Source organism: Methylobacterium sp. Leaf88, from assembly GCF_001422795.1.
Classification (GTDB): Bacteria; Pseudomonadota; Alphaproteobacteria; order Rhizobiales; family Beijerinckiaceae; genus Methylobacterium.
Map to the genome: position 1 here is coordinate 96,930 of NZ_LMMK01000052.1, position 22,037 is coordinate 118,966.

Genomic DNA, 22,037 nt, shown 5'->3' on the forward strand with positions numbered 1-22,037 from the left:
TGGACGATCGAAACCGAGGAAAGTAAAGAGTCCGCACGAGGATCCGGCGTGATTGCCCGCGGGGACATTCTATTTGATTAAGCCGCGCGAACCGTGCCGAGGAAGCGTGCCAGTTCCTGGGCGAGGTGCTCCGCTTCGTGCGAGAGCTCGGAGGCCGAGGCCAGGACCTGGGACGCGGCGGCGCCGGTCGCCTCGGCCGCTCCGGCGACCCCGGCGATGTTGGTCGTGACCTCGCCGGTGCCGGTGGCGGCCTCGCTGACGTTGCGCACGATCTCCTGGGTGGCCGCGCCCTGCTCCTCCACCGCCGCCGCGATCGAGGTCGCCACGTGGCTGATCTCGCGGATCCGCCCGCTGATGCCCTCGATCGCGGTCACGGCCTGGCCGGTGGACCCCTGGATGCGGCCGATCTGGCCGCTGATCTCCTCGGTGGCCCGCGCCGTCTGGTTGGCGAGTTCCTTCACCTCGGCCGCCACCACGGCGAAGCCGCGACCGGCCTCGCCGGCCCGCGCCGCCTCGATGGTGGCGTTGAGGGCCAGCAGGTTGGTCTGGCCCGCGATGGTCGAGATCATGGCGACGACGTCGCCGATCCGCGCGGCGGCGGCGCTGAGTTCCTGGACCTGCGACGCGGTCCGGGCGGCCTCGTCCACCGCCCGCTGGGCGAGTTCCGTGGAGCCGTCGACCTGGCGCCCGATTTCCTGGACCGAGGCCCCGAGTTCCTCGGCGGCGGCCGCCACCATGCCGACATTGGAGGCCGCCTGATCCGCCGCCGCCGCGACCGTGCCGGATTGCTGGGCGGTCTCGGAGGCGGTGGTCGCCATGCTCTGGGCCGTGCCGCGCAACTGGCCCGCCGCCGCGGTCACCCGGTCGAGGATGACGCCGACGGCGCCCTCGAACCCGTCGGCCATCTCGCGCATCGCGGCCTTGCGCTGCGCCTCGGCGCCGGCGCGGGCGAGGCGGGTCTCCTCCTCGAGGACGCGGCTGCGCAGGAGGTTGGCCCGGAAGGTATCGAGGGTGTCGGCCATGGCGCCGATCTCGTCCTGGCGGCCGACGCTCGGGATCTCGGTCTCGGCCTCGCCGTCCGCCACGCGCCGCATGGCCGCCGTCATCGCGCCCAGCGGCCGTGTGATACCGCGGATCGTGTGGGCCATGGCGGCCAGTGCCATGAGGACGGAGAGCCCGAGCGTGACCTGGGTGGTCCGCACGGCGCTCGCCTGTTCCGCCCGCGCCGCCGCCTTGGCGGCCTCGCCGGCCTCGCCGTTGAGCGTCACGAGCTTGCGCATGCTGGCGCTGGTGGCGAGGTAGTTGGCGTTCATCGGCCCCCGGAACAGGGTCAGGACCTCGTCGCGCCGGGCGGGGTCGATGGCCCGGAGCTGGGTCCAGTCCTGGCCCATCTGGGCGAGCTTGGCGCTGACCTCGTCGTAGAGGGCGCCCTCGGCGCGGGAACTCACCAGGGTCCCGTAGGCCGCGCGCCGGGTCTCCAGGTCCGTGGCCAGGGTCGCGGCCTGCGCGACGCTGTTGGTGCGCTCCTCGGCGGTGTCGGCGATGACGTAGCGGAACTGCCAGAGCCGGATCCGCATCACCAGGGCGTTCATGGCATGGGCGGCATCGACGGAGGGGAGGGCGTTGTCGGACAGGACCGTGATGCGGTCGCCGATGGCATCCATCTTCGTCAACGAGACGAGGCCCTGCCCGGTGGTGATGAGCGCCAGTAGACCGAAAAGGCCGATCAGCGTCGACTTGAGAGAGAGGCGCATGGGGAAAGCCGGTGACCGCTTGGCGAGAAAGAGCGTTCCTCGATTAGCGGGCCTCCCTTAAGATTGACTTGCCCTTCACCCGGCGACATCCACCAGTTGTGTCGTCGCCCCGGGCGGCGATGCGAGCGAAGCCCTCCGCGAAGGGTCAGGCCGCGGCGTTGATCGAGCGCAGACCCGCCACGAGATCCGAGAAGCGGTCGCCCTGGACGATGACGTGCGCCCGCAGCCGGTCGGAAGCCGCGGTCTCGTCGCCCGACACGATGGCGGCCACGATGGCGTCGTGCTCGGCCAGGGACTGGCCGAGGCGGTTGCGGGCGCGAAGCTGGAGTCGTCGGAACGGCGCCAGACGCCGGTGCAGCTGGCGCGCCTGCTCCTCCAGGAACCCGTTCCGGCAGGCCCGGTACACCACCGTGTGGAAGATGTAGTTCTCGGCGTAATAGGTCTCGGGGTCACCGGCCGCGGCCGAGGCGGCGCAGGCCGCCAGGGCCGCCTTGAGGGCGGCCTCGTCGTCGGGGATGAGCCGGCGCGCCGCCAGCCGCCCGCAGGAGGCCTCGATCTCCGCCATGGTCTCAAACATCGCGATCAGGAGCTGTGGGTCGGGGGCGCTGACGATGGCCCCGCGCCGGGGCTTGATCTCCACGAGGCCCGTCATCGCCAGTTGCAGCAGCGCCTCGCGGATCGGCGTGCGCGAGACCCCGAATCGCTCCGCGAGTTCCGTCTCGTCCAGGCGCGCGCCGATGGCGAGGCGACCGTCCACGATCTCGGTCTCGATGGTCTGCCTGAGGCGGCGCGATTGGTTCATGCGCTGAGATCCCGGCCCGTCCTAATCCCGCCGACTCGCAAAAATCAGGCGTCCACCATTATTCAATCGCGTTGACAAAATATACAAGGCGTCGTTTCATGTATAACGAAGACGCGGTGCAGTATAAATGCTGCGCTGCAAAAACGAGCGGCCGGGGTCCGGCCTAGGGAGAGACACGCCATGATGCTGACACGCCGTGCCCTCGTTGCCGGCGGCCTCGCCGCCCCAGCCATCCTGTCCCTGGGCTCGCGTGCCCAGGCTGCCACCACCCTGAAGCTCTCCCACCAGTTTCCCGGCGGCACCATCGACGAGGGCGACTTCCGCGATCGCATGTGCCGCAAGTTCGCGATGGCCCTGGCCGAGCGCTCGAAGGGCACCCTCGAGGTGCAGGTCTATCCGGGTTCGTCGCTGATGAAGACGAACGCCCAGTTCGCGGCCATGCGGAAGGGCGCCCTCGACCTCTCGCTCTACCCCTCGCCCTACGCGGGCGGCGAGGTGCCGGAGCTGAACATCGGGCTGATGCCGGCGCTGGTGAGCTCCTACGAGCAAGCCATCGCCTGGAAGAAGGCGCCGGTGGGCCGCAAGCTCACTGAGATCCTCGATGCGAAGGGCATTATCCTCGTTTCCTGGGTCTGGCAGGCGGGCGGCGTCGCCAGCCGGGAGCGTCCCCTCTACGCGCCGGCCGACGCCAAGGGCCTCAAGGTCCGGGGCGGGTCGCGCGAGATGGACCTGATGATGAAGCAGGCCGGCGCCGCCACGCTCTCCATTCCTTCGAGCGAGTCCTACGCCGCCATGCAGACGGGCGCCTGCGACGCGGTCATCACCTCGTCCACCAGCCTGATCTCGTTCCGCCTGGAAGAGTTGGGCAAGGCCCTGACCTCGGGCCGCGAGCGCTCCTACTGGTTCATGCTGGAGCCGCTGATGATGTCGAAGCTCGCCTTCGAGCGCCTGCCCAAGGACCAGCAGGACCTGATCATGACCATCGGCGCCGAGCTCGAGCCGTTCGGGCAGGCCGGGGCCAAGGCGGACGACACCAAGGTCGAGGAGATCTTCGCCAAGGCCGGCGCGAAGGTCCAGAACCTCGACGAGAAGACCCTGGGGCAGTGGCGTGACATCGCCCGGGATACCGCCTGGAAGGACTTCGCCGGCAAGTCGGCCGGCTGCGCCGAGCTCCTCAAGCTGGCGGAGCAGGTGTCGTGAGCCACGCCTTCGACGCGGCCTCGGCCGCCGCCGCGACGCACACGACGGCAGAGCCCCGGGTTCCGGGGCTCCTCGGCACCATCGACCGGGCCCTGAAGGGCGTCAATCACGTCATCATGCTGCTGGGCGGCATCGCGCTCGTCTGCGCCTGCCTGGTCCTCAGCTACAGCGTCGTCATCCGCTACGTCCTGCATGAGCCCACCGACTGGCAGGACGAGATGGCGGTGTTCCTCATCGTTGGCGCCACCTTCTTCTCGGCCGCCGCCGTGCAGGCCAAGCGCGGCCACGTGGCCATCGAGGCGCTGACCGGCCTGCTCTCGCCGCGGGTCAACCGCGCCCGCCTCCTGGTGGCGGACGTGATCAGCTTCGTCTTCGTGACGTTCTTCGCCTGGAAAAGCTGGACCCTGCTTCATGAGGCCTGGGTCGACGGGCAGGTGTCGCAGTCGAGCTGGGGGCCGCCGCTCTGGATCCCCTACATCCTGATGGCGATCGGCATGACCCTGCTGGGCCTCCAATTCGCCCTGCAGATCGCCGAGGAGATCCTCTACGGCGCCGAGAAGGCGGGCTGGGCGAACCCCAAGATCGGCCTCGGGGCCGATCTCAACCGCGATGCAGCGGGGCAGTCCGGCGCCACACCGACGGGCACGCGGCCCCTCGGCGATCCCCTCGCCAACACCGTGCCGGACACGAAGGTCACCGGGAGGCATCCATGAGCGTCGCGGCCATCGGCTTCCTCTATGCGGGGGCCACCCTGAGCGCGATGCTCGCCGGCATCCCCATCGCCTTCGCCCTGGGCTTCGTCGCCCTGGCCTTCATGTATGTCTTCATGCCGGGCGCCTCCCTCGATACGGTGGCGCAGAACGTCTACGAGGAGATGGCCTCGATCACCCTGCTGTCGATCCCGCTCTTTATTCTGAAGGGCGCGGCGATCGGGCGGTCCAAGGCCGGCCAGGACCTCTATTCGGCCATGCACGCCTGGATGCACCGCATCCCCGGCGGCCTCGGCATCGCCAACGTGTTCGCCTGTGCGCTCTTCGCCGCCATGGCGGGGTCGAGCCCGGCCACCTGCTCGGCCATCGGCTCGGCCGGCATCCCGGAGATGCGCAAGCGCGGCTACTCGCCGGGCTTTGCCGCCGGCATCATCGCGGCGGGCGGTACCCTCGGCATCCTGCTGCCGCCCTCGATCACCATGATCCTCTACGCGGTGGCGGCCGAGCAATCGCTGGGACGCCTGTTCCTCGCCGGCATCGGACCGGGCCTGCTCCTGGTCGGCCTGTTCGCAGCCTGGTCGGTCTACCGGTTCCGCGCGGAATACGCGGCCGCGAAGGTCGCCTACGAACGGAACGGCACCGCTTCGGCGATCCTCGCGGAGGACACCTACAGCATGCGTCAGCGCTTCTCGACGCTGCCGCGGGTGCTGCCCTTCGTGATCCTGCTCACGGGCGTGATGGTGGCGCTCTACGGCGGCTACGCCACCCCGTCCGAGACGGCGGGCCTCGGCGGCCTCCTGGCGCTGGGCCTGATCGCTGTCATCTACGGCGTCTGGCGCCCGCGCGACGTCAGCCCGATCCTCACCGCGACCCTGCGGGAATCGACCATGCTGATGCTGATCATCGGCATGTCGCTCCTCTACGCCTACGTGATGAGCTACCTGCACATCTCTCAGTCGGCGGCGGCCGCGATCGTGGCGATGCAGCTCTCCCCCTGGGTGCTGCTGGTGACGATCCTCGGCCTCGTGATCCTGCTCGGCTTCTTCCTGCCCCCGGTCTCGATCATCCTGATGACGGCGCCGATCATCCTGCCGCCCCTGAAGGCGGCCGGGTTCGACCTCGTCTGGTTCGGCGTCGTGATGACCATCACCATGGAGATGGGCCTGATCCACCCGCCCGTGGGCCTGAACATCTTCGTCATCAAGAACATCGCCCCCGACATCCCGCTGAAGGACATCATCTGGGGCACGCTGCCTTTCGTCATCCTGATGGCGGTGGCGATCCTGATCCTCTGCCTCGTCCCCGGCATCGCCATGTGGCTGCCGAACTGGCTGCTGCCCACCACGCGGTGACGGCGGGCGTCGCTCAGGCGACGACCCTTACACACGGACCCGGCCCCGGAGGGGGCGTGCGACAGGCCCCAGGCCGTCGCGCGCGCCGTCCGGGGCCGATGCTTGTTCGCGTGCCCCATCCCTGGATCATCGGATCAGAGGAAAATGCGCGCCTTTAATCCTTTGAACACGGGTTGTTAACGAAGCGGTAACCATACCGGGCATCAATGGTCTGGTAAGGAATCGCGAGAGCCCGTGACTGACACAAGCCCTCCCCGCAGACCCGTTCAGCTTCGTGGCCGCGCCTTCAAGTCCTTGGTGCTGGCCCCGGAGACACCGCTTCCCGATTGGTTCGCCGATCTGGACGAGGCGCTCCAGCGCTCGCCGACCCTGTTCGACGGGCGCGCCCTGATCCTCGACGTGGCGGCGCTGGCGCCCGCCGCGCCGGACCTCGACAGCCTGCTTGCCGAACTCGGCAGCCGGCAGATCCGCATCCTCGGCATCGAGGGTACGGACGTGTCTCTCCTCGGACCGGGGCGCCCGCCGCTCCTCGTCCAGGGACGGCCCTCGAACACGATCGAGATCCCGGCCCAGCCGGAGCCGGAGCCCGAGGTGCCGCCGGCACCTCCCGAGCCGGCCACGACGTCCCTCACCATCGAGGGCTCGGTCCGGTCCGGGCAATCCATCGTCCACCCCACCGGCGACGTCACCGTCATGGGGTCGGTCTCCTCCGGCGCGGAGATCCTCGCCGGCGGCTCCATCCACGTCTACGGCGCGCTGCGCGGCCGGGCCATCGCCGGCGCCGCCCGCAACCCCCGCGCCCGCATCTGCTGCCGCAAGTTCGAGCCCGAGCTTCTCGGCATCGACCGCCTCGTCCGTACGGCCGAGGAGATGGGCAATCACTTGCGCGGCAAGGCCGTGCAAATCTGGCTCGATGGCGGCGCCATCAAATTCGCATCCTTGGATTGAGGAGACAGCTCATATGGCCAAAATTCTGGTCGTGACATCAGGCAAGGGCGGCGTCGGCAAGACGACGACGACGGCGGCCCTCGGCGCGGCGCTCGCGCAGGCCGGCAAGAGCGTGGCGGTGGTCGACTTCGATGTCGGCCTGCGCAACCTCGACCTCGTGATGGGCGCCGAGCGGCGCGTCGTCTACGACCTCATCAACGTGGTCAACGGCGACGCCAAGCTCAACCAGGCCCTCATCCGCGACAAGCGCCTGGACAAGCTCCACCTGCTGCCCGCCTCGCAGACCCGCGACAAGGATGCGCTCACCGACGAGGGCGTCGCCCGCGTCATGGACGAGCTGCGCGAGAAGTTCGACTGGGTGATCTGCGACTCCCCGGCCGGCATCGAGCGCGGCGCCACGCTGGCCATGCGCCACGCGGATGTGGCGGTGGTGGTCACCAACCCCGAGGTCTCCTCGGTGCGCGACTCCGACCGGATCATCGGCCTGCTCGACTCCAAGACCCTCAAGGCCGAGCGCGGCGAGACCATGGAGAAGCACCTGATCCTCACCCGCTACGACCCTGCCCGGGCCGATCGCGGCGACATGCTCAAGATCGAGGACGTGCTCGAGATCCTCTCGATCCCGCTGCTCGCCATCATTCCGGAGAGCATGGAAGTCCTGCGCGCCTCCAACGTCGGTTGCCCGGTGACCCTGAACAACCCGCTCTGCGCCCCGGCCCGCGCCTACACCGACGCCGTGCGCCGCCTCAACGGCGATGCGGTCCCGATGTCGGTCCCCACCGACAAGAAGTCCTTCCTCGACAAACTCTTCACCCGGAGGGCAGCATGAGCCTCCTCAACATGTTCAACCGGCGCGGTTCGGCGCCGGTCGCCCGCGACCGCCTGCAACTCATCCTCGCCCATGAACGGGCGGGGGTCGGCGGCTCCGATCTCGTGATGGTGCTGCGCGAGGAGATCCTCGCGGTCATCGCCAAGCACGTCGAGGTCAACAGCGACAAGGTCCAGATCCGCCTCGACCGCGGCCAGGACATGTCGACCCTCGACATCGATATCGAGCTGCCGCTCACGGCCGTCGCCAAGGCCGGCCCCGCAAAGGTCAAGGCGGCGAAACTCGCCGCCGCATGACCCTCCGCGCAAGCATCCCGGCCGGCACAGCCGTCAGGCCCCGATGAACAACCCGGCGAGCGTCGCGCTCGTCAGGTTGGACAGGGTGCCGGCCAGGATCGCGCGCAGGCCGAAGCGGGCGATCTCCGCCCTGCGCTCGGGCGCGAGGCTGGCGAGGCTCGCGAGCTGGATCGCCACCGAGGTCAGGTTGGCGAAGCCGCAGAGCGCGAAGCACAGGATCGCGGCCGTGCGCGGATCGAGGCTGCCCGCCTTCAGGACCGGCGAGAGCTGCGCGTAGGCCAGGAACTCGTTGAAGGCGATCTTCTGACCGAGCGCCCCGCCGACGAGGCCGGCCTGGTCCCAGGGCACGCCCATCAGCCAGGCCAGGGGCGCGAACACCGCGCCGAGGAGGCCCTCCAGGCTCAGGGCGGGATAGCCCGCGAGGCCACCGGCCCAGCCCATGAACCCGTTCAGCAGGGCGATCAGCCCCGTGAACGCGATCAGCATCGCCCCCACCGAGACCGCCACGGCGAGCCCCTTCTGGGTGCCGTCGGCCGCCGCCTCGATCACGTTGACCGCCCGCGTCTCCGCGAAGGTGACCCGCGTGGAGGTGACCCGGCTCGGCTCCGTCGTCGGCACCAGGATCTTGGCGTAGAGAAGCCCGCCCGGCACCGCCATGGCGCTGGCCGCCAGGAGGTACTCCATCGGCACGCCCAGGGCCGCGTAGCCGGCCAGAATCGTGCCCGCCGTGGAGGCGGCCCCGCTCGACATCACCGCGAACAGCTCGGCCGAGGTCAGCGCCCCCAGGAACGGGCGCAGCGCGATGGCGATCTCGCTCTGGCCGATGGCGATGGTGATCACCGCCGAGAAGGTCTCGATCCGCGAGGTGCCGATCACCCGCTGCAGCGCCGCGCCGATGCAGCGCGCGGCCGCCTGCATCACCCCGAAATGGTAGAGCACCGCGATCAGCGCCGAGACGTAGAGGATCTGCGGCAGGATGCGCAGGGCCAGGATGAAGCCGCTGCCGCCGAACAATTCGAACATCCGCGGCTCGACGAGGCCGCCGAACAGGAACGCGGTGCCCCGGTCGCCGTAGTTCAGCACGGTCTGGACGAAGCCCGCCGCCGCCGCGAGGCCCGTCCGGCCCGCCGGGATGAACAGCACCAGGGCCCCCACCGCCACCTGCAGCGCCAGGGCCGAGAAGACCACGCGGGGCGAGATCGCCCGCCGGTTGGTGGAGAACAGCACGGCCACGGCCAGCAGCAGGGCGAGGCTCATCCCTGCGTGAAAAAGCTTCTCGACCATGCCGCCCCGCTGTTCTGCCTTGCGCGGAGCAAGCCCGATGCCGGGGCGTTTGTCGCGGGTGAAATGGCGCTGTCTCCCGGCGCCGGCGGGGAAGGATTGCCGGAGACAGGGCCGCCCGCGTGGTTCCGCGCCTCGACTCGCTCCGCCGCGCCTGGCCGGTCCTGTCCGGGCGCTCGCGCCTGCCGCGGGACGAGATCGCCGGGTGAACGGCCGCCGAGACCAAGCGCCCGCTCGTCACCCTGTCGATCCGCACCGCGCCGGTCTCGCCGCCGACCCGGGTCACCGGCGTATTCGGCCCGACCATCGAGGGGCTGTTCATCGGCGAAATCGAGAACGGCTCGCTCCGCGCCCTCGCGATCTGCGGCCTCGCGGCGCCGGCGATCCACGGCGTGATCCGCCGGCTCGGGCTCGTCAAACGGCGCGGCTGATCGTAAGCCGGCTCTCTGTCGCGGCGGGGCGTGCCTGAAAACACCGCGACCGCCGCAAGATCGTCATCGAAGCGTCACGTCCCGTCGCGAACGGTGCGCCAAACGCCCCTGGGAGCCTTTTCCGCATGGACTTCTTTCGCCGCTTCACCGTCCTGATGTGTGCGCCGAACTTCGACCCGGACGATCTCGAGGGCGTGCGCGTCCAGCAGATCATCGGCTCCGTGGAGAAGCTCGGCTTCGAGGTGGTGCGGGCCCGCCGCGTCGAGGATGCGGCCATCGCGGTCCAGACCGATTCGGCCATCGGCTGCATGGTGGTGGACTGGGGCAAGCGTGGCCTCGACGGCAAGGCGGCGGCCCTCATCAACCTGATGCGCAAGCGCGGGCTGGAGATGCCCATCGTCATCATGGTCCGCCGCAAGCGCCTGGAGGACATCCCCGTCGAGGTGCTGGACTTCATCGACGGCTACATCTTCCTGGCGGAAGAAACCCCGGACTACATCGCCCGCGGCCTAGTGAGCCGCGTGAAGCAGTATGCCGAGACCCTGAAGACGCCGTTCTTCGGCGCGCTGGTGGATTACGCCGAGCAGGGCAACCAGCTCTGGACCTGCCCGGGCCACAACGGCGGCATCTTCTACAACCGCTCGCCGATCGGACGCATCTTCGTCGAGCATCTCGGCGAGGCGGTGTTCCGCGACGACCTCGACAACTCGGTGCTCGATCTCGGCGATCTCCTCGTCCACGAGGGCCCGGCCCTGAAGGCGCAGAAGGAGGCGGCCGTCATCTTCGGGGCGGAGAAGACCTACTTCGTCCTCAACGGCACCTCGGCCTCCAACAAGATCGTGCTCTCGGCCCTGGTCGCCGAGGGCGACCTCGTGCTGTTCGACCGCAACAACCACAAGGCCGCGCATCACGGCGCGCTGTTCCTCGGCGGTGCGATCCCGGTCTTCCTGGAGACCGACCGCAACGCCTACGGCCTGATCGGCCCGATGTACCACGAGGCCCTGGACGAGACGCGCATCCGCGAGAAGATCCGCACCAACCCGCTGATCACCGACACGGAGGCTTGGCGGCGCGAGCGGCCGTTCCGCGTCGCGGTGGTCGAGCAGTGCACCTATGACGGCACGATCTACAACGCGCAGATGATCCTCGATAAGATCGGGCATCTCTGCGACTACATCCTCTTCGACGAGGCCTGGGCGGGCTTCATGAAGTTCCACCCGCTCTTCGCCGGCCGCTTCGCGATGGGCTTGAAGGGCCTCGACGAGACCTCGCCGGGCATCATCGCCACGCAATCGACCCACAAGCAATTGGCGAGCTTCTCCCAGGCCTCGCAGATCCACACCAAGGACAGCCATATCCGCGGCCAGACCCGGCGCATCGAGCACCGGCGCTTCAACGAGACCTTCCTGGTCCACGCCTCGACCTCGCCGTTCTACCCCCTGTTCGCCTCCCTCGACGTCGGCGCGCAGATGATGAAGGGGCGCTCCGGCGTCGTCCTGTGGGACGACACGATCCGCCTCGGCATCGAGTGGCGCAAGAAGGTCCGCGCCATCCGCCGCGAGTTCGAGGAGAAGGAGGGCGATCCGCTCAAGCGCTGGTTCTTCGATCCCTTCGTGCCGGACACGGTCGAGGGACCGGACGGCAAGGTGCCGTGGGAAAGCCTGTCGACGGACGAACTCGCCGGCAACGTGAAGTACTGGGAACTGACGCCCGGCGCCGACTGGCACGGCTTCACCCACGTGGCGCCCGACTACGCCATGACCGACCCCAACAAGCTCACCGTGCTGACCCCGGGTTTCAACCGGCACACCGGGGAATATGCCGCGCACGGGGTGCCCGCGCCGATCGTGGCGCAGTACCTGCGGGAAAACCGTATCGTGCCGGAGAAGAACGACCTCAACTCGCTGCTCTTCCTGCTGACGCCGGGCGTCGAATCCTCGAAGGCCGGCACGCTGATCTCGGGGCTGGTCGCCTTCAAGCGCCTGCACGACGAGAACGTGCCGTTGGAGGAGGCGATGCCCGAATTCGTCCGGCGCCGGCCCAACCGCTACAAGGGCGTGCGCCTGCGCGACCTGTGCGCCGACTTCCACGCCTTCCATCGCGAGCACAGCACCAGCACGCTCCAGCGCAAGCAGTTCGAGCCGGGGCACCTGCCCGAGATGGTGATGACGCCGAAGGAGGCGGTCCAGCAGCTCACCCGCAACAACGTCGATTACGTGCCGATCGCCGAAGCCGAGGGCCGCGTGGCGACGACCTTGCTTCTGGTCTACCCGCCGGGCATCGGCACGGTGCTGCCGGGCGAGCGATTGGACGAGCGGGCCAAACCCATGCTGGACTATTTCAAGATGTTCGAGCGCTCCGCGAACCTGTTCCCGGGCTTCGAGGCCGAGATCCAGGGCGTGTTCCGCGACGTCGATCCCGACGGCACGATCCGGTTCCACACGTATGTCATGCGAGAGCCCCGCGTCATGCGCGAGGGGCGCTGATGGCGGGCGTGGCCGAGAGCGATCCCGACCTCGTCATCCGGCCCTCGTCGGATGCCGACGTGCCGGACATGGTGGACATCTACGCCCACCACATCCGGCGCGGCGTCGGCGATGTCGGGGATTTCGAGGAGGACCCGCTCCATCCCGACGACCTGAAGAAGCGTCGGAAGGCCATGCGCAAGAAGCGCCTGCCGCACCTCGTGGCCGACCGGGACGGGATCGTGGCGGGCTACGCCTACGCGGTGCCGTTCCGCAAGCGTCCCGCCTATCGCTACACCCTCAAGCACTCGATCTACGTCCACCACGCGCACCTGAACGCGGGGATCGGCCGGCGCTTGCTGCCGGCGCTGATCGAGGCCTGCGCGGCGGGCGGCTACCGGCAGATGATCGGTTACATCGACGCCCAGAACGAGGCGTCCCTGCGCCTCCACGAAGCCTGCGGCTTCGTCCGTGTCGGGCTCTTGCCGGCAGTGGGCTACAAGTACGGGCGCTGGAGCGACAGCGTCATGGTGCAGTGCGCGCTCGGAACCGGGTCCACGGACCAGCCCGGCACCTGGACCCGCACCGTGGAGGCCGTGGTGGCGGGGCACGACTGGATCGGAAAGTAGCGCGCCGGCGCCGGAGGCGCCCGCTCAGGGATCCGGCCGCCTATTGCTGCGCGCGGTTGATCAGCGTCTGCAGCGCCCGGGCCACCGCCTCGCTGACGTTCTTGCGGTACTTGCGGTGGACCAGCTGGCCGTTGTGATAGATGTCGTGCTCCACGTAGAGCTTCTCGCCGTCCCACCGGACGATGTTGTCGGTCTCGGTGGTCTCCTCGACGCCGAGATCCTCGCGAAAGGTAACGCCCCCGGCTTGCGCAAACATGGCTCGTCCCTGGTGATCGAAGCGATTTTCCGGCGTGCCGGAGGGGTATCTTAGGCAGACGGCGCGTGGCGCGCTACCCGAAACGGGGCTCAGCGCACCGTGACCTGATCCTTGATCCGCTCATAGACCGCCCGGCTGAGGACGCGCTTCGACAGGAGCTCGCCGACGGAGGCGTAGGGCCGCTTCTGCACGATGGCGCGCCCGATCATGCCGCCGCCCCGGAGGCCGTTCAGCTCGGCGACGGTTCCAGTGTTGAGGTCGACGATCGCGACGCCCCTCGGCCCGGCCGTCTCGGCGGCGGTGTCGATGGCCTCCTCGCCGGCCGACGGGGGCGTCGGGCGGGAGGCGGTCCCGAGGTCCGGGAGGGCCGGCGCCGGGTCGCTCGGCGCTGGCGAATGGGGCGACGGCGCCGTCGGCGCGGGCGCCGGCAGGGGCGCATTCGGTGCGGGCGCGGGCGTCGGCGGCACGGCGGCTTGTGGCGCCGGGGCGGGCACGGCCTGCGGCAGGGGCGCCGGCGCCACCGGGGAGACGGGCCGCGTCGCGGCCGGCGGCACCGCGGCCTGGGTTCCGGCGGCCCCGGTCTCCGGGGCCGTCCGGGTGATGGGCGTCTCCGGTGTTCCGCTGTCCTGCGGACGCAGCATTTGGATGATCCCGGCCAGGACGGCTGCCACCACGATGAGAATGCCGACCCGCAGGACCGCTGAACCGCTGAGCATTGTGAGGGCGGCCTCGCGCCTGAGAAGAGGATGAACGCCTAACATAGGCGATAAAGTGAAGTCTCGCCGGCGAATCGCCTGTCCTCAAGAGCTTGAAGACGTTGGCCGGTCCCGCGCTGACATCTGCGCGACCGGGTGCGGCGTCTGCGGCATCGACGGAGGTGCCGCTCCCGGTCATGGTCCCGGCCGATGCCCGACCGCCTCTCCCCTCTGACCGTCCTCTCCGCGCGCCTCGGCGCCCTGCGCCACCTCCCGGCCCTGGCGCGCCTCGTCTATGCCGCGAGCCCCCGCCTGCTCGTGGTGAGCCTCGGCCTGCGTCTGGCGCGGGCGAGCCTGCCCGTGGCAATGCTCTACCTCGCCAAGCTCATCCTCGACGCGATCGTGGCCGAGCATGCCCGGCCGCATCCGGGCGGCCTCGGGCCCGAGGCCTGGCTGTCCGATCCCACCCTGCGGCACCTCGCCGTGCTGGTGGCGGCGGAGTTCGGCCTTGCCATCCTCGCCGACCTCCTCGGGCGGGCCAGCACCCTGGTCGACGGCCTCGTGGCCGACCTCTACGGCACGTCCGCCACCCTGAAGCTGATGCGGCACGCCGCCGAGCTCGACCTTGAGCAGTTCGAGGACAGCGCGGAGCAGGACCGCCTCGAGCGGGCCCGCCGTCAGGTCACCGGCCGCTCGAACCTCCTGTTCCAGCTCTTCGGTCAAGGGCAGGATCTCATCACCCTCGTGGCCTTCGCGCTGGGCCTCGTGGCCTTCGCGCCCGGGCTGATCCTGCTGCTCGTGGTCGCCCTGGTGCCGGCCTTCCTCAACGAGACCTACTTCAACCGCGAGGGCTATCGGCTGGCCTGGACCCGGACGCCCGAGCGGCGCGAGATCGACTACCTGCGCTTCCTCGGGGCGAGCGTGGAATCCGCCAAGGAGGTCAAGCTGTTCGGGCTGAACGGCTACATCGCCGAGCGCTACCGGGGGCTGGCGTCCAAGCTCGTGGCCGACAACCGCGCCCTGGCGCTGCGCCGCGCCGGCTGGGGCGGGGCCTTCGCGGCCCTGGGCACGCTGGCCTACTATCTCGCCTACGCCACCATCGTCTGGCGCACCGCCGCGGGCCAGTTCTCCATCGGCGACCTCGCCTTCCTGGCGGGCTCCTTCCAGCGCCTGCGCGGCCTGATCGAGGGGCTGCTCCTCGGCTTCTCGCAGATCGCCGCCCAGGCACAGTATCTCGACGACCTGTTCTCGTTCTTCGCCGTGGTGCCGGCGATCCGCTCACCCGCGAACCCGGCGCCCCTGCCGCGTCCGATCCGGAGCGGAATCGTCTTCGAGGCGGTGGGATTCCGCTATCCCGGCACCGACACCTGGGCGGTGCGCGACCTCAGCTTCCACCTCGCGGCCGGAGAGGTGCTGGCCCTGGTGGGGGAGAACGGCGCCGGTAAGACCACCATCGTCAAGCTGCTCACCCGGCTCTACGACCCGACGGAGGGCCGCGTGCTCCTCGACGGTCGGCCCCTCTCCGCCTACGACCTCGAGGACCTGCGCGGCCGCATCGGCGTGATCTTCCAGGATTTCGTGCGCTTCAGCTTCACCGCCCGCGAGAACGTGGCCGTGGGCCGCATCGAGGCGCGCGACGACCCCGACCGGATCGCCCGTGCGGCCGGGCGCAGCCTCGCCGACGGCGTCATCGGCCGGCTGCCCCTCCAGTACGACCAGCCGCTGGGCAAGCGCTTCGCCGAGGGCGTCGACCTGTCGGGGGGCGAGTGGCAGAAGATCGCCATCGCCCGCGCCTACATGCGCGAAGCCGAGATCCTGATCCTCGACGAGCCCACCGCCGCCCTCGATGCCCGGGCCGAGTTCGAGGTCTTCCAGCGCTTCCGCGAATTGAGCCACGGGCGCACGGCGGTGCTGATCTCGCACCGCTTCTCCACGGTGCGCATGGCGGACCGCATCCTGGTCCTTGCCGGTGGTCGGGTCATCGAATCGGGCAGTCATGCGGAGCTGCAGGCGCTGGGTGGCCGCTACGCCGAGCTGTTCGAGCTGCAGGCGGCCGGCTACCGCTGAGCCGGCCTAGACGCCGAGGGCATCGCGATAGGCGGGCGCGAGGCGCAGGCCGAGGGGCAGGGGGGAGCGCGGCGGCGGCGCGTGCACGCACTCGCTGAAATACGCCAGGGTGTCGAAGATGACCGCCTCGGTGAAAGGCTTGGCGATCACGCCGGCAGCCCCTTCGAATCCCTCGGGCAGGTGCTGGGCATTGGCGGTGACGAAGACCAGGATCATGGCGGCATCGTCCCGCAACGCCCGGACGATGTCGATGCCGGACGAGCCGCCGCGCAGCTGGAGGTCGACGAAAACGAGATCCGGCCGCACCTCGCGGGCGATCCCGATCGCCTCCGCGGCGGTCGCCGCGCTGCCGAGGACGACGTGGCCGGCATCCTCCACGAGGAATTCCAGCTGCATCAGAATGAGCGCCTCGTCTTCCGCGATCAGTACCCGGAGGGGTTCGCTCACGTGCTGTCCTTGGCGCCCGGGGATTCGCGCGGGAGGCGAATGTCGATCGACGTTCCGGGATCGCCCGGTTGCCAGGCGATACTGGCATTCAGCTGGCGCGCCAAGCTCTCGATCAGGCGCTTGCCGAAGGAGCGCGTGCCGACGACCTCCTGGGGCATGCCGATGCCGTCGTCGATGATCCGGATGCCGAAGTAGCGTCCATCGGGCTGGACCCGGATCGAGAGGCGTCCCGGCCGGTTGCTGGGGAAGGCGTGCTTCAGCGCGTTGGTGATGAGTTCGTTCATCATCAGCGCCACGGGCGGCGCCTTCTCCACCGGGACCTCCACGGGCTCCAGGTCGAGGTGAAGGATGATCTCGGATCGGCCGGAGCCGCGCACGAGGTCCGTGGCGAGCTCGCGGGCGAACTCGGCCACGTCGAAGCGCTCGACGTCGTGGGACTGGTAGAGGCGCTTGTGCACCGTTCCCAGGGCCTCGACCCGGGTCAGCATCGACTTCATTGCCTCGCGCGCCGTAGGGTCCGAGATGCTCCGGGTCTGCATCGTGAGGAGCGAGGCCACCATCTGGAGATTGTTCTTCACCCGGTGGTCGACCTCGTGCACGAGCATGGTCTTGGCCGCCAGGGCGTCCGACAGCTCGCGCGTCCGCTTGGCGACCTCGCGCTCGAAGTGCTCCTTCTCGTTCTGCGTCCGCATCTGCGCGTCGACCCGGTCGGTGACGTCGAGCTGCGAGGCGAAGAAGTAGTGCAGGTCACCACCCTTGGTGATGACCGGACTCATGTAGAGGGCGTTCCAGAACGAGGTGCCGTCCTTGCGATAGTTCAGGATGTCGACGGAAATGTCGCGCCGGGCACCCACGGCCTCGCGGAGCTGCTGGATCGCGTTCGGGTCGGTGTCGGGGCCCTGCAGGAAGCGGCAGTTGCGCCCCATGATCTCGCCGCGCTCGTAGCCGGTGAGGCGCAGGAAGGCATCGTTGACGAAGACGATCGGATTGTCGTCGCGGCGCGGGTCCGTGACGATCATGGGCATGCGGGTGGCCCGGATGGCGGCGGCGAACGGATCGCCCTTGCCGTGCTCGACCATCAGATCGCCCGTCAGGTGCCACGCGTCGTCTCGTTCCATCGCCTCTGCCTCTTCGCGCCACCGATCCCTGGGGCTGTCCTGCTCACGCCGTCATCGTCAGGACCATCGACGGCACATGCGGGCGGCACGGCCGCTCCGCGTGAGCGCGACCGGTCGGCGAAAGCAGGTTTCGCGAGGGAAACTGGACGTCGGGTCGTGACTGCAACGGTCAACCGTCACCGTATGGTGCTCCAACGGACGTGTGCGCAGGAAGTTCATTTGATGTCGGGCCGGGCCGCGGAGGCTCCGGCCGTCGACATGCTTCCGCACGATCCCGTGGGATCGCGCGGCTGCTGCCCGAATGCCACACCGGTCCAGCGTCGCGAAGCGTAGCCGGAACACGGCAACGGCCAAGCTCATTTTCCGTGCTAGGGTCGTGCCGGGGTCGGGCTCCGGGATTGAGGCTGTGGACTTGGCTGTGGACATGTCGAACCTGCGTCGTCGCCGTTGGACCCGGGGGCTCCTGGCCCTGCTCGTTGCGGGCCAGGTCGCGGCCTGTGGCAGCACGCCGCGCACGCCCTACACGGCGAGCGAGGCGGCCGACGCGGTCCTGCCAGGGCTCGATCCGAACGTCCGCGCCTACGCGGATGCCTCGGAGAAGACCTTCACCGAGATGTCGGCGCGCCCCCAGAACAGCAGGGTGCCGTTCGCCTACCTCGCCCTGTCCGGCGGTGGCGGCGACGGGGCCTACGGCGCCGGCCTGCTGAACGGCTGGACCGAGTCCGGCAAGCGCCCGGAATTCTCCCTGGTCTCCGGCGTCTCCACCGGTGCCCTGATCGCGCCCTTCGCCTTCGTCGGGCCGGAATACGACGCCATCCTGAAGGACATCTACACCAGTGGCGTCGCCTCGACCCTGGTCCAGTCGCCGAGCTTCGCCAACGTGCTGTTCGGCTCGGGCCTGTTCGGGGACGGGCGCCTGCGGGACCTCGTGCGGCGCTACGTGACGCCGGACCTCCTGGCGGCGGTCGCCGCCCAGCATGCCAAGGGCCGTCGCCTCCTCGTGGTGACGACGAACCTCGATGCCCAGCGCGCCGTGATCTGGAACATGGGTGCCATCGCCACCAGCGGCGGCCCCGCCGCCCTCGACCTCTTCACCGACGTGCTCACCGCATCGGCCAGCATCCCGGCGGTGTTCCCGCCGCAGCTCATCGACGTCCAGGCGGCGCAGCGCACCTTCCAGGAGATGCATGTCGACGGCTCCGTGGTGACGCCGGTCTTCACCCTCCCGCAATCGTTCCTGCTGCGCGACGGCCGGTTCAAGGCGGGCGCCAAGTCGGACATCTACGTCATCATCAACGGGCGCCTGGAGCCGGAATTCGACCTCGCCCAGAACAACACGCTCTCCATCGTCGAGCGCGCGTTCACCACGGCGAGCCGAGCCCGCAGCCGCGCCACCCTGGCCTCGACCTATGCCTTCACCCGCAACAACGGCATCGGCTTCAACCTCGCCTACATCGACGAATCCGCGCCCAACACCTCCACGGCCCGCGGCTTCGACACCGGGTACATGCGCAGCCTGTACGAGACCGGCTACGAGACCGGCCGCACCGGCACGTTCTGGCGCAAGAGCGTGCCGGTGGCGCCGCTGGTGAAGGCCTCGGTGGTGGCCGCGCAATAGGCCGGCGCCCGGGTCGTTTCCCGCCCGGGCACGACCCGAGGCGCGTGGGGCGAGGGGGCCGGTTGCGTGCCGCACCCCTCGCGCCGGATGGTGCGGTGCGATAGGGTCCGGCCCGCGTCCGGGTCCGTCCGGTGCCCCCGCCCCCGACGAGCCCCCCGCATGATTCAGATCGACGACCTCACCTTCAGCGCCTGGGGCCGGCGCTTCTTCGATCGCGCCAGCGTCGCGGTGCCGCCCGGCGCCAAGGTTGGGCTCGTCGGCCGCAACGGCGTCGGCAAGTCGACGCTCTTCAAGATCATCCTGGGTGAACTGCAGCCGGACGGGGGCGCCATCCTGCTGCCGAAGACCGCCCGCGTCGCCTCCGTCGATCAGGAACACCCCGCGACCCCCGTCAGCCTGATCGATACGATCCTGGCCGCTGACGTGGAGCGGGAGGCCCTGAACGCCGAGCTCGAGACCGCCGCGCCCGAGCGCCTGGGCGAGATCTATGCCCGCCTCATCGAGATCGACGCCGACCGGGCCCCGGCGCGCGCTGGCGAGATCCTCGCCGGCCTCGGCTTCTCCGTGGAGGACCTCACCCGGCCGATGGCGGAATTCTCCGGCGGCTGGCGCATGCGCGTGGCCCTGGCCGCCGCGCTCTTCGCCGAGCCGGACATGCTGCTCCTCGACGAGCCCACCAACTACCTCGATCTCGAGGGCGCCCTCTGGCTGGAGGCGCGCCTGAAGCGCTACCCGCACTCAGCCCTGATCATCAGCCACGATCGCGAGCTCCTGAACAACTCGGTGGATGCGATCCTGCACGTGGCCGGCGGCAAGCTCGAACTCTACACCGGCGGCTACGACGACTTCGAGAAGCGCCGGGCCGAGAAGGCCCGCCTCCAGGCCTCGACCAAGCAGAAGCAGGAGGCGGAGCGCGCGCACCTGCAGAGCTTCATCGATCGTTTCAAGGCGAAAGCCTCGAAGGCCGCCCAGGCGCAGTCCCGCGTCAAGCGCCTCGCCAAGCTGGAGCCGATCGCCACCACCATCGAGGAGCACGTGGCACCGTTCCACCTACCCTCGCCGAAGCGGCCGCTGGCTCCGCCCCTGATGCACCTCACCGACGCCACCATCGCGTATGGCGACGACGCGCCGGTGCTGCGCGACCTCAACCTGACCCTCGACGTCGACGACCGCATCGGATTGCTGGGGGTCAACGGCGCGGGCAAGTCGACCTTCGCCAAGATGGCGGCGGGCGCCCTCGCGGTGCGGGACGGGCGCATGGTGCGGGAAGGGCGCGTGCAGGTCGGCTGGTTCCACCAGCACCAGATCGAGGCCCTCGACCCGAAGGACACGCCGCTCGCGATCATCCGGCGCGAGCGCCCCGACGACAGCGAGTCGGCCCGGCGCGCCAAGCTCGCAAGCTTCGGCCTCGCCTTCGACAAGCAGGAGACGACGGTGGACGCGCTCTCGGGCGGCGAGCGGGCGCGCCTGCTACTCAACCTCGTGGCGATGCAGGCGCCGCACCTGCTCATCCTCGACGAACCGACCAACCATCTCGACATCGACAGCCGGAGGGCGCTCCTCGACGCGCTCAACGATTACGGCGGGGCGGTCATCCTCATCACCCACGACCGCTCGCTGATGGAGCTGGTGGCGGATCGCCTGTGGCTGGCGGCCGACAACACGGTCAAGCCCTTCGCGGGCGACATGGACGATTACGCGAAATTCGTGCTCGACCGGACCCGGGCCGGCCAGCGCGCGCCGGGCCAGGGACGCGAGAAGAAGGCCAAGCGCCGGGCGGCCTGAGCCGCGAGAACAGTCCGGAGCCGGGCGGACTCAGCCGCCCAGGGCTTTGGAAACCGGGCGGCCTCGGCCGCCCGGAGAGCGCTCTTACTTCCGCAGGATCTTGGTCACGAGGCGGCCGAGCGGCGTGCCGGAATCGTAGTTGCGGTCGTCTCGGACCACGGGACGATCCTCGTTGCCGAGAAGCTTGGTGACGATGCGTCCGATCAGGCTCATGGGTGGACCCTCTAGATGTGTGGGGCGCCGGGCGAGCCGGGCTCTCGGCCCGCGAAATGGCGCAGCTTGTCGTTCAACCCGCGATGTGCGGTCCCCGTTCCCTCGGACCGTCGCCGGCCCCTCACGCCGTATCAAGCCTGTCATGATGCCGTGGTCTAAGCGCGGCCGGCATTTCGGCGGGGACGGGGCTTCCACATGGACGGCGGACAGCGGGCAGCGCAGATCGAGGCGATCCGCCGGGAGGTCGCCGACGATTTCGACGAGGAACTCGAGCTCGAGATGGAAGACGAGCGCCTCGAGCGCCTGGCCGACGGACTCGGGCAGCCCGCCCGTCCGCCCGGCCTCGACCGCAAGGTCTATTTCCGCGAGCTGTTCCGCTTGCAGCACGAGCTGGTGCGCCTGCAGGACTGGGTCCAGGCCCACAAGCTGCGCGTCGTGGTGATCTTCGAGGGGCGCGACTCCGCCGGCAAGGGCGGCGTGATCAAGCGCATCACCCAACGGCTCAACCCGCGCGTCTGCCGCGTCACGGCGCTGCCCGCCCCGAACGAGCGCGAGCGCACCCAGTGGTACTTTCAGCGTTACGTCGCCCACCTGCCGGCTGGCGGCGAGATCGTGCTGTTCGACCGCTCCTGGTACAACCGCGCCGGCGTCGAGCGCGTGATGGGGTTCTGCTCGCCCGACGAGGTGGAGGAATTCTTCCGCTCCGTACCCGAATTCGAGCGCATGCTGACCCGCTCCGGGATCATCGTGCTCAAGTACTGGTTCTCGATCACCGACGAGGAGCAGGCCTTCCGCTTCCAGATGCGCATCCACGATCCGCTGAAGCAGTGGAAGCTCTCGCCGATGGACGTGCAGTCCCGCCGCCGCTGGGAGGACTACACCAAGGCGAAGGAGGACATGCTGGCCCGGACGCACATCCCCGAGGCGCCCTGGTGGGTGGTCGAGGCGGTCGACAAGAAGCGCGCCCGCCTCAACTGCATCAGCCACCTCCTGACGCAGATCCCCTACGGCGACGTCGCGCATCCGCCCGTGCACCTGCCGGACCGCGAGCGCCACGACGACTACACCCGCCACCCGGTGCCGCCCGGGATGTTCGTGCCGTCCGTGTTCTGAGGCGGGAAGGGGGCCGGCCGCTTGCTCC

20 protein-coding genes are annotated in these 22,037 nt (G+C 69.5%); 12 read left to right on the top strand and 8 right to left on the bottom strand.

What is annotated here, in order from left to right; all coding sequences use genetic code 11:
- Positions 1 to 77: 77 nt before the first annotated feature.
- Both ASF20_RS20570 and ASF20_RS20575 read right to left on the bottom strand, forming a co-directional pair.
- Complete coding sequence (locus tag ASF20_RS20570; protein ID WP_056277490.1) at positions 78 to 1,754, bottom strand: methyl-accepting chemotaxis protein; 1,677 nt, start codon at positions 1,752 to 1,754, stop codon at positions 78 to 80.
- Positions 1,755 to 1,899: 145 nt separating this feature from the next.
- Positions 1,900 to 2,556: a GntR family transcriptional regulator gene (locus ASF20_RS20575; protein WP_056212028.1), complete on the bottom strand. Its 657-nt coding sequence runs from the start codon at positions 2,554 to 2,556 to the stop codon at positions 1,900 to 1,902.
- A 180-nt stretch (positions 2,557 to 2,736) separates the two neighbouring features.
- Between ASF20_RS20575 and dctP the strand changes: the two genes are divergently transcribed.
- The 6 genes from dctP (at position 2,737) to minE (ending at position 7,891) form a co-directional block, all read left to right on the top strand.
- A complete protein-coding gene (dctP, locus tag ASF20_RS20580; RefSeq protein ID WP_056277492.1) occupies positions 2,737 to 3,756 on the top strand; it encodes a TRAP transporter substrate-binding protein DctP in 1,020 nt (339 codons plus the stop codon).
- Complete coding sequence (locus tag ASF20_RS20585) at positions 3,753 to 4,469, top strand: TRAP transporter small permease (protein ID WP_056212032.1); 717 nt, start codon at positions 3,753 to 3,755, stop codon at positions 4,467 to 4,469. The genes dctP and ASF20_RS20585 overlap by 4 nt, the downstream gene beginning before the upstream one ends.
- Complete coding sequence (locus tag ASF20_RS20590; protein WP_056212034.1) at positions 4,466 to 5,818, top strand: TRAP transporter large permease; 1,353 nt, start codon at positions 4,466 to 4,468, stop codon at positions 5,816 to 5,818. Before ASF20_RS20585 ends, ASF20_RS20590 begins: the two co-directional genes overlap by 4 nt.
- Before the next feature lie 234 nt (positions 5,819 to 6,052).
- Positions 6,053 to 6,766: a septum site-determining protein MinC gene (minC, locus tag ASF20_RS20595; protein ID WP_056212036.1), complete on the top strand. Its 714-nt coding sequence runs from the start codon at positions 6,053 to 6,055 to the stop codon at positions 6,764 to 6,766.
- 13 nt (positions 6,767 to 6,779) lie between these two features.
- Positions 6,780 to 7,595 carry a septum site-determining protein MinD gene (minD, locus tag ASF20_RS20600; RefSeq protein WP_056212038.1) on the top strand — a complete coding sequence of 272 codons (816 nt, stop codon included), beginning with the start codon at positions 6,780 to 6,782 and terminating at the stop codon, positions 7,593 to 7,595.
- The gene (minE, locus tag ASF20_RS20605) at positions 7,592 to 7,891 is read left to right on the top strand and encodes a cell division topological specificity factor MinE (protein WP_056212040.1); all 300 of its coding nucleotides are present in this window, start codon (positions 7,592 to 7,594) and stop codon (positions 7,889 to 7,891) included. Before minD ends, minE begins: the two co-directional genes overlap by 4 nt.
- Before the next feature lie 33 nt (positions 7,892 to 7,924).
- Here the strand turns inward: minE and ASF20_RS20610 are convergent, their stop codons facing one another.
- The gene (locus ASF20_RS20610; RefSeq protein ID WP_056277495.1) at positions 7,925 to 9,175 is read right to left on the bottom strand and encodes a nucleoside transporter C-terminal domain-containing protein; all 1,251 of its coding nucleotides are present in this window, start codon (positions 9,173 to 9,175) and stop codon (positions 7,925 to 7,927) included.
- A 553-nt stretch (positions 9,176 to 9,728) separates the two neighbouring features.
- Here ASF20_RS20610 and ASF20_RS20615 point away from each other — a divergent pair.
- Positions 9,729 to 12,089, top strand: a complete 2,361-nt coding sequence (locus ASF20_RS20615; protein ID WP_056277498.1) for an Orn/Lys/Arg decarboxylase N-terminal domain-containing protein — start codon at positions 9,729 to 9,731, stop codon at positions 12,087 to 12,089.
- Complete coding sequence (locus ASF20_RS20620; protein ID WP_056212046.1) at positions 12,089 to 12,697, top strand: GNAT family N-acetyltransferase; 609 nt, start codon at positions 12,089 to 12,091, stop codon at positions 12,695 to 12,697. The genes ASF20_RS20615 and ASF20_RS20620 overlap by 1 nt, the downstream gene beginning before the upstream one ends.
- Positions 12,698 to 12,737: 40 nt before the next feature.
- Here ASF20_RS20620 and ASF20_RS20625 read toward each other — a convergent pair whose 3' ends face one another.
- Both ASF20_RS20625 and ASF20_RS20630 read right to left on the bottom strand, forming a co-directional pair.
- Positions 12,738 to 12,953 (bottom strand): hypothetical protein, encoded by a 216-nt coding sequence (locus ASF20_RS20625; RefSeq protein ID WP_056212048.1) that lies wholly within the window; start codon positions 12,951 to 12,953, stop codon positions 12,738 to 12,740.
- 89 nt (positions 12,954 to 13,042) lie between these two features.
- Positions 13,043 to 13,669: a helix-hairpin-helix domain-containing protein gene (locus ASF20_RS20630; RefSeq protein WP_056277502.1), complete on the bottom strand. Its 627-nt coding sequence runs from the start codon at positions 13,667 to 13,669 to the stop codon at positions 13,043 to 13,045.
- A 189-nt stretch (positions 13,670 to 13,858) separates the two neighbouring features.
- Between ASF20_RS20630 and ASF20_RS20635 the strand changes: the two genes are divergently transcribed.
- Entirely contained in the window at positions 13,859 to 15,715 is a 1,857-nt protein-coding gene (locus tag ASF20_RS20635) for an ABC transporter ATP-binding protein (protein WP_056277506.1), read from the top strand.
- Between the two features lie 6 nt (positions 15,716 to 15,721).
- Here ASF20_RS20635 and ASF20_RS20640 read toward each other — a convergent pair whose 3' ends face one another.
- Positions 15,722 to 16,162, bottom strand: a complete 441-nt coding sequence (locus tag ASF20_RS20640; protein ID WP_056212054.1) for a response regulator — start codon at positions 16,160 to 16,162, stop codon at positions 15,722 to 15,724.
- Positions 16,159 to 17,280: a histidine kinase dimerization/phosphoacceptor domain -containing protein gene (locus ASF20_RS25320; protein WP_056277510.1), complete on the bottom strand. Its 1,122-nt coding sequence runs from the start codon at positions 17,278 to 17,280 to the stop codon at positions 16,159 to 16,161. The genes ASF20_RS20640 and ASF20_RS25320 overlap by 4 nt, the downstream gene beginning before the upstream one ends.
- A 424-nt stretch (positions 17,281 to 17,704) precedes the next feature.
- Between ASF20_RS25320 and ASF20_RS20650 the strand changes: the two genes are divergently transcribed.
- Together ASF20_RS20650 and ASF20_RS20655 are read left to right on the top strand one after the other, a co-directional pair.
- A complete protein-coding gene (locus ASF20_RS20650) occupies positions 17,705 to 18,898 on the top strand; it encodes a patatin-like phospholipase family protein (RefSeq protein WP_056212057.1) in 1,194 nt (397 codons plus the stop codon).
- A 159-nt stretch (positions 18,899 to 19,057) separates the two neighbouring features.
- Positions 19,058 to 20,683, top strand: coding sequence for an ABC-F family ATP-binding cassette domain-containing protein (locus ASF20_RS20655; RefSeq protein ID WP_056277513.1), 1,626 nt, complete (start codon positions 19,058 to 19,060; stop codon positions 20,681 to 20,683).
- Between the two features lie 84 nt (positions 20,684 to 20,767).
- On the opposite strand, the gene ASF20_RS20660 is transcribed toward ASF20_RS20655, so the two are convergent.
- Positions 20,768 to 20,896: a hypothetical protein gene (locus ASF20_RS20660; RefSeq protein WP_055945825.1), complete on the bottom strand. Its 129-nt coding sequence runs from the start codon at positions 20,894 to 20,896 to the stop codon at positions 20,768 to 20,770.
- Positions 20,897 to 21,091: 195 nt separating this feature from the next.
- On the opposite strand from ASF20_RS20660, the gene ppk2 reads away from it, so the two are divergent.
- Entirely contained in the window at positions 21,092 to 22,009 is a 918-nt protein-coding gene (gene ppk2, locus ASF20_RS20665) for a polyphosphate kinase 2 (protein WP_056277516.1), read from the top strand.
- The last annotated feature ends 28 nt before the right edge of the window (positions 22,010 to 22,037 follow it).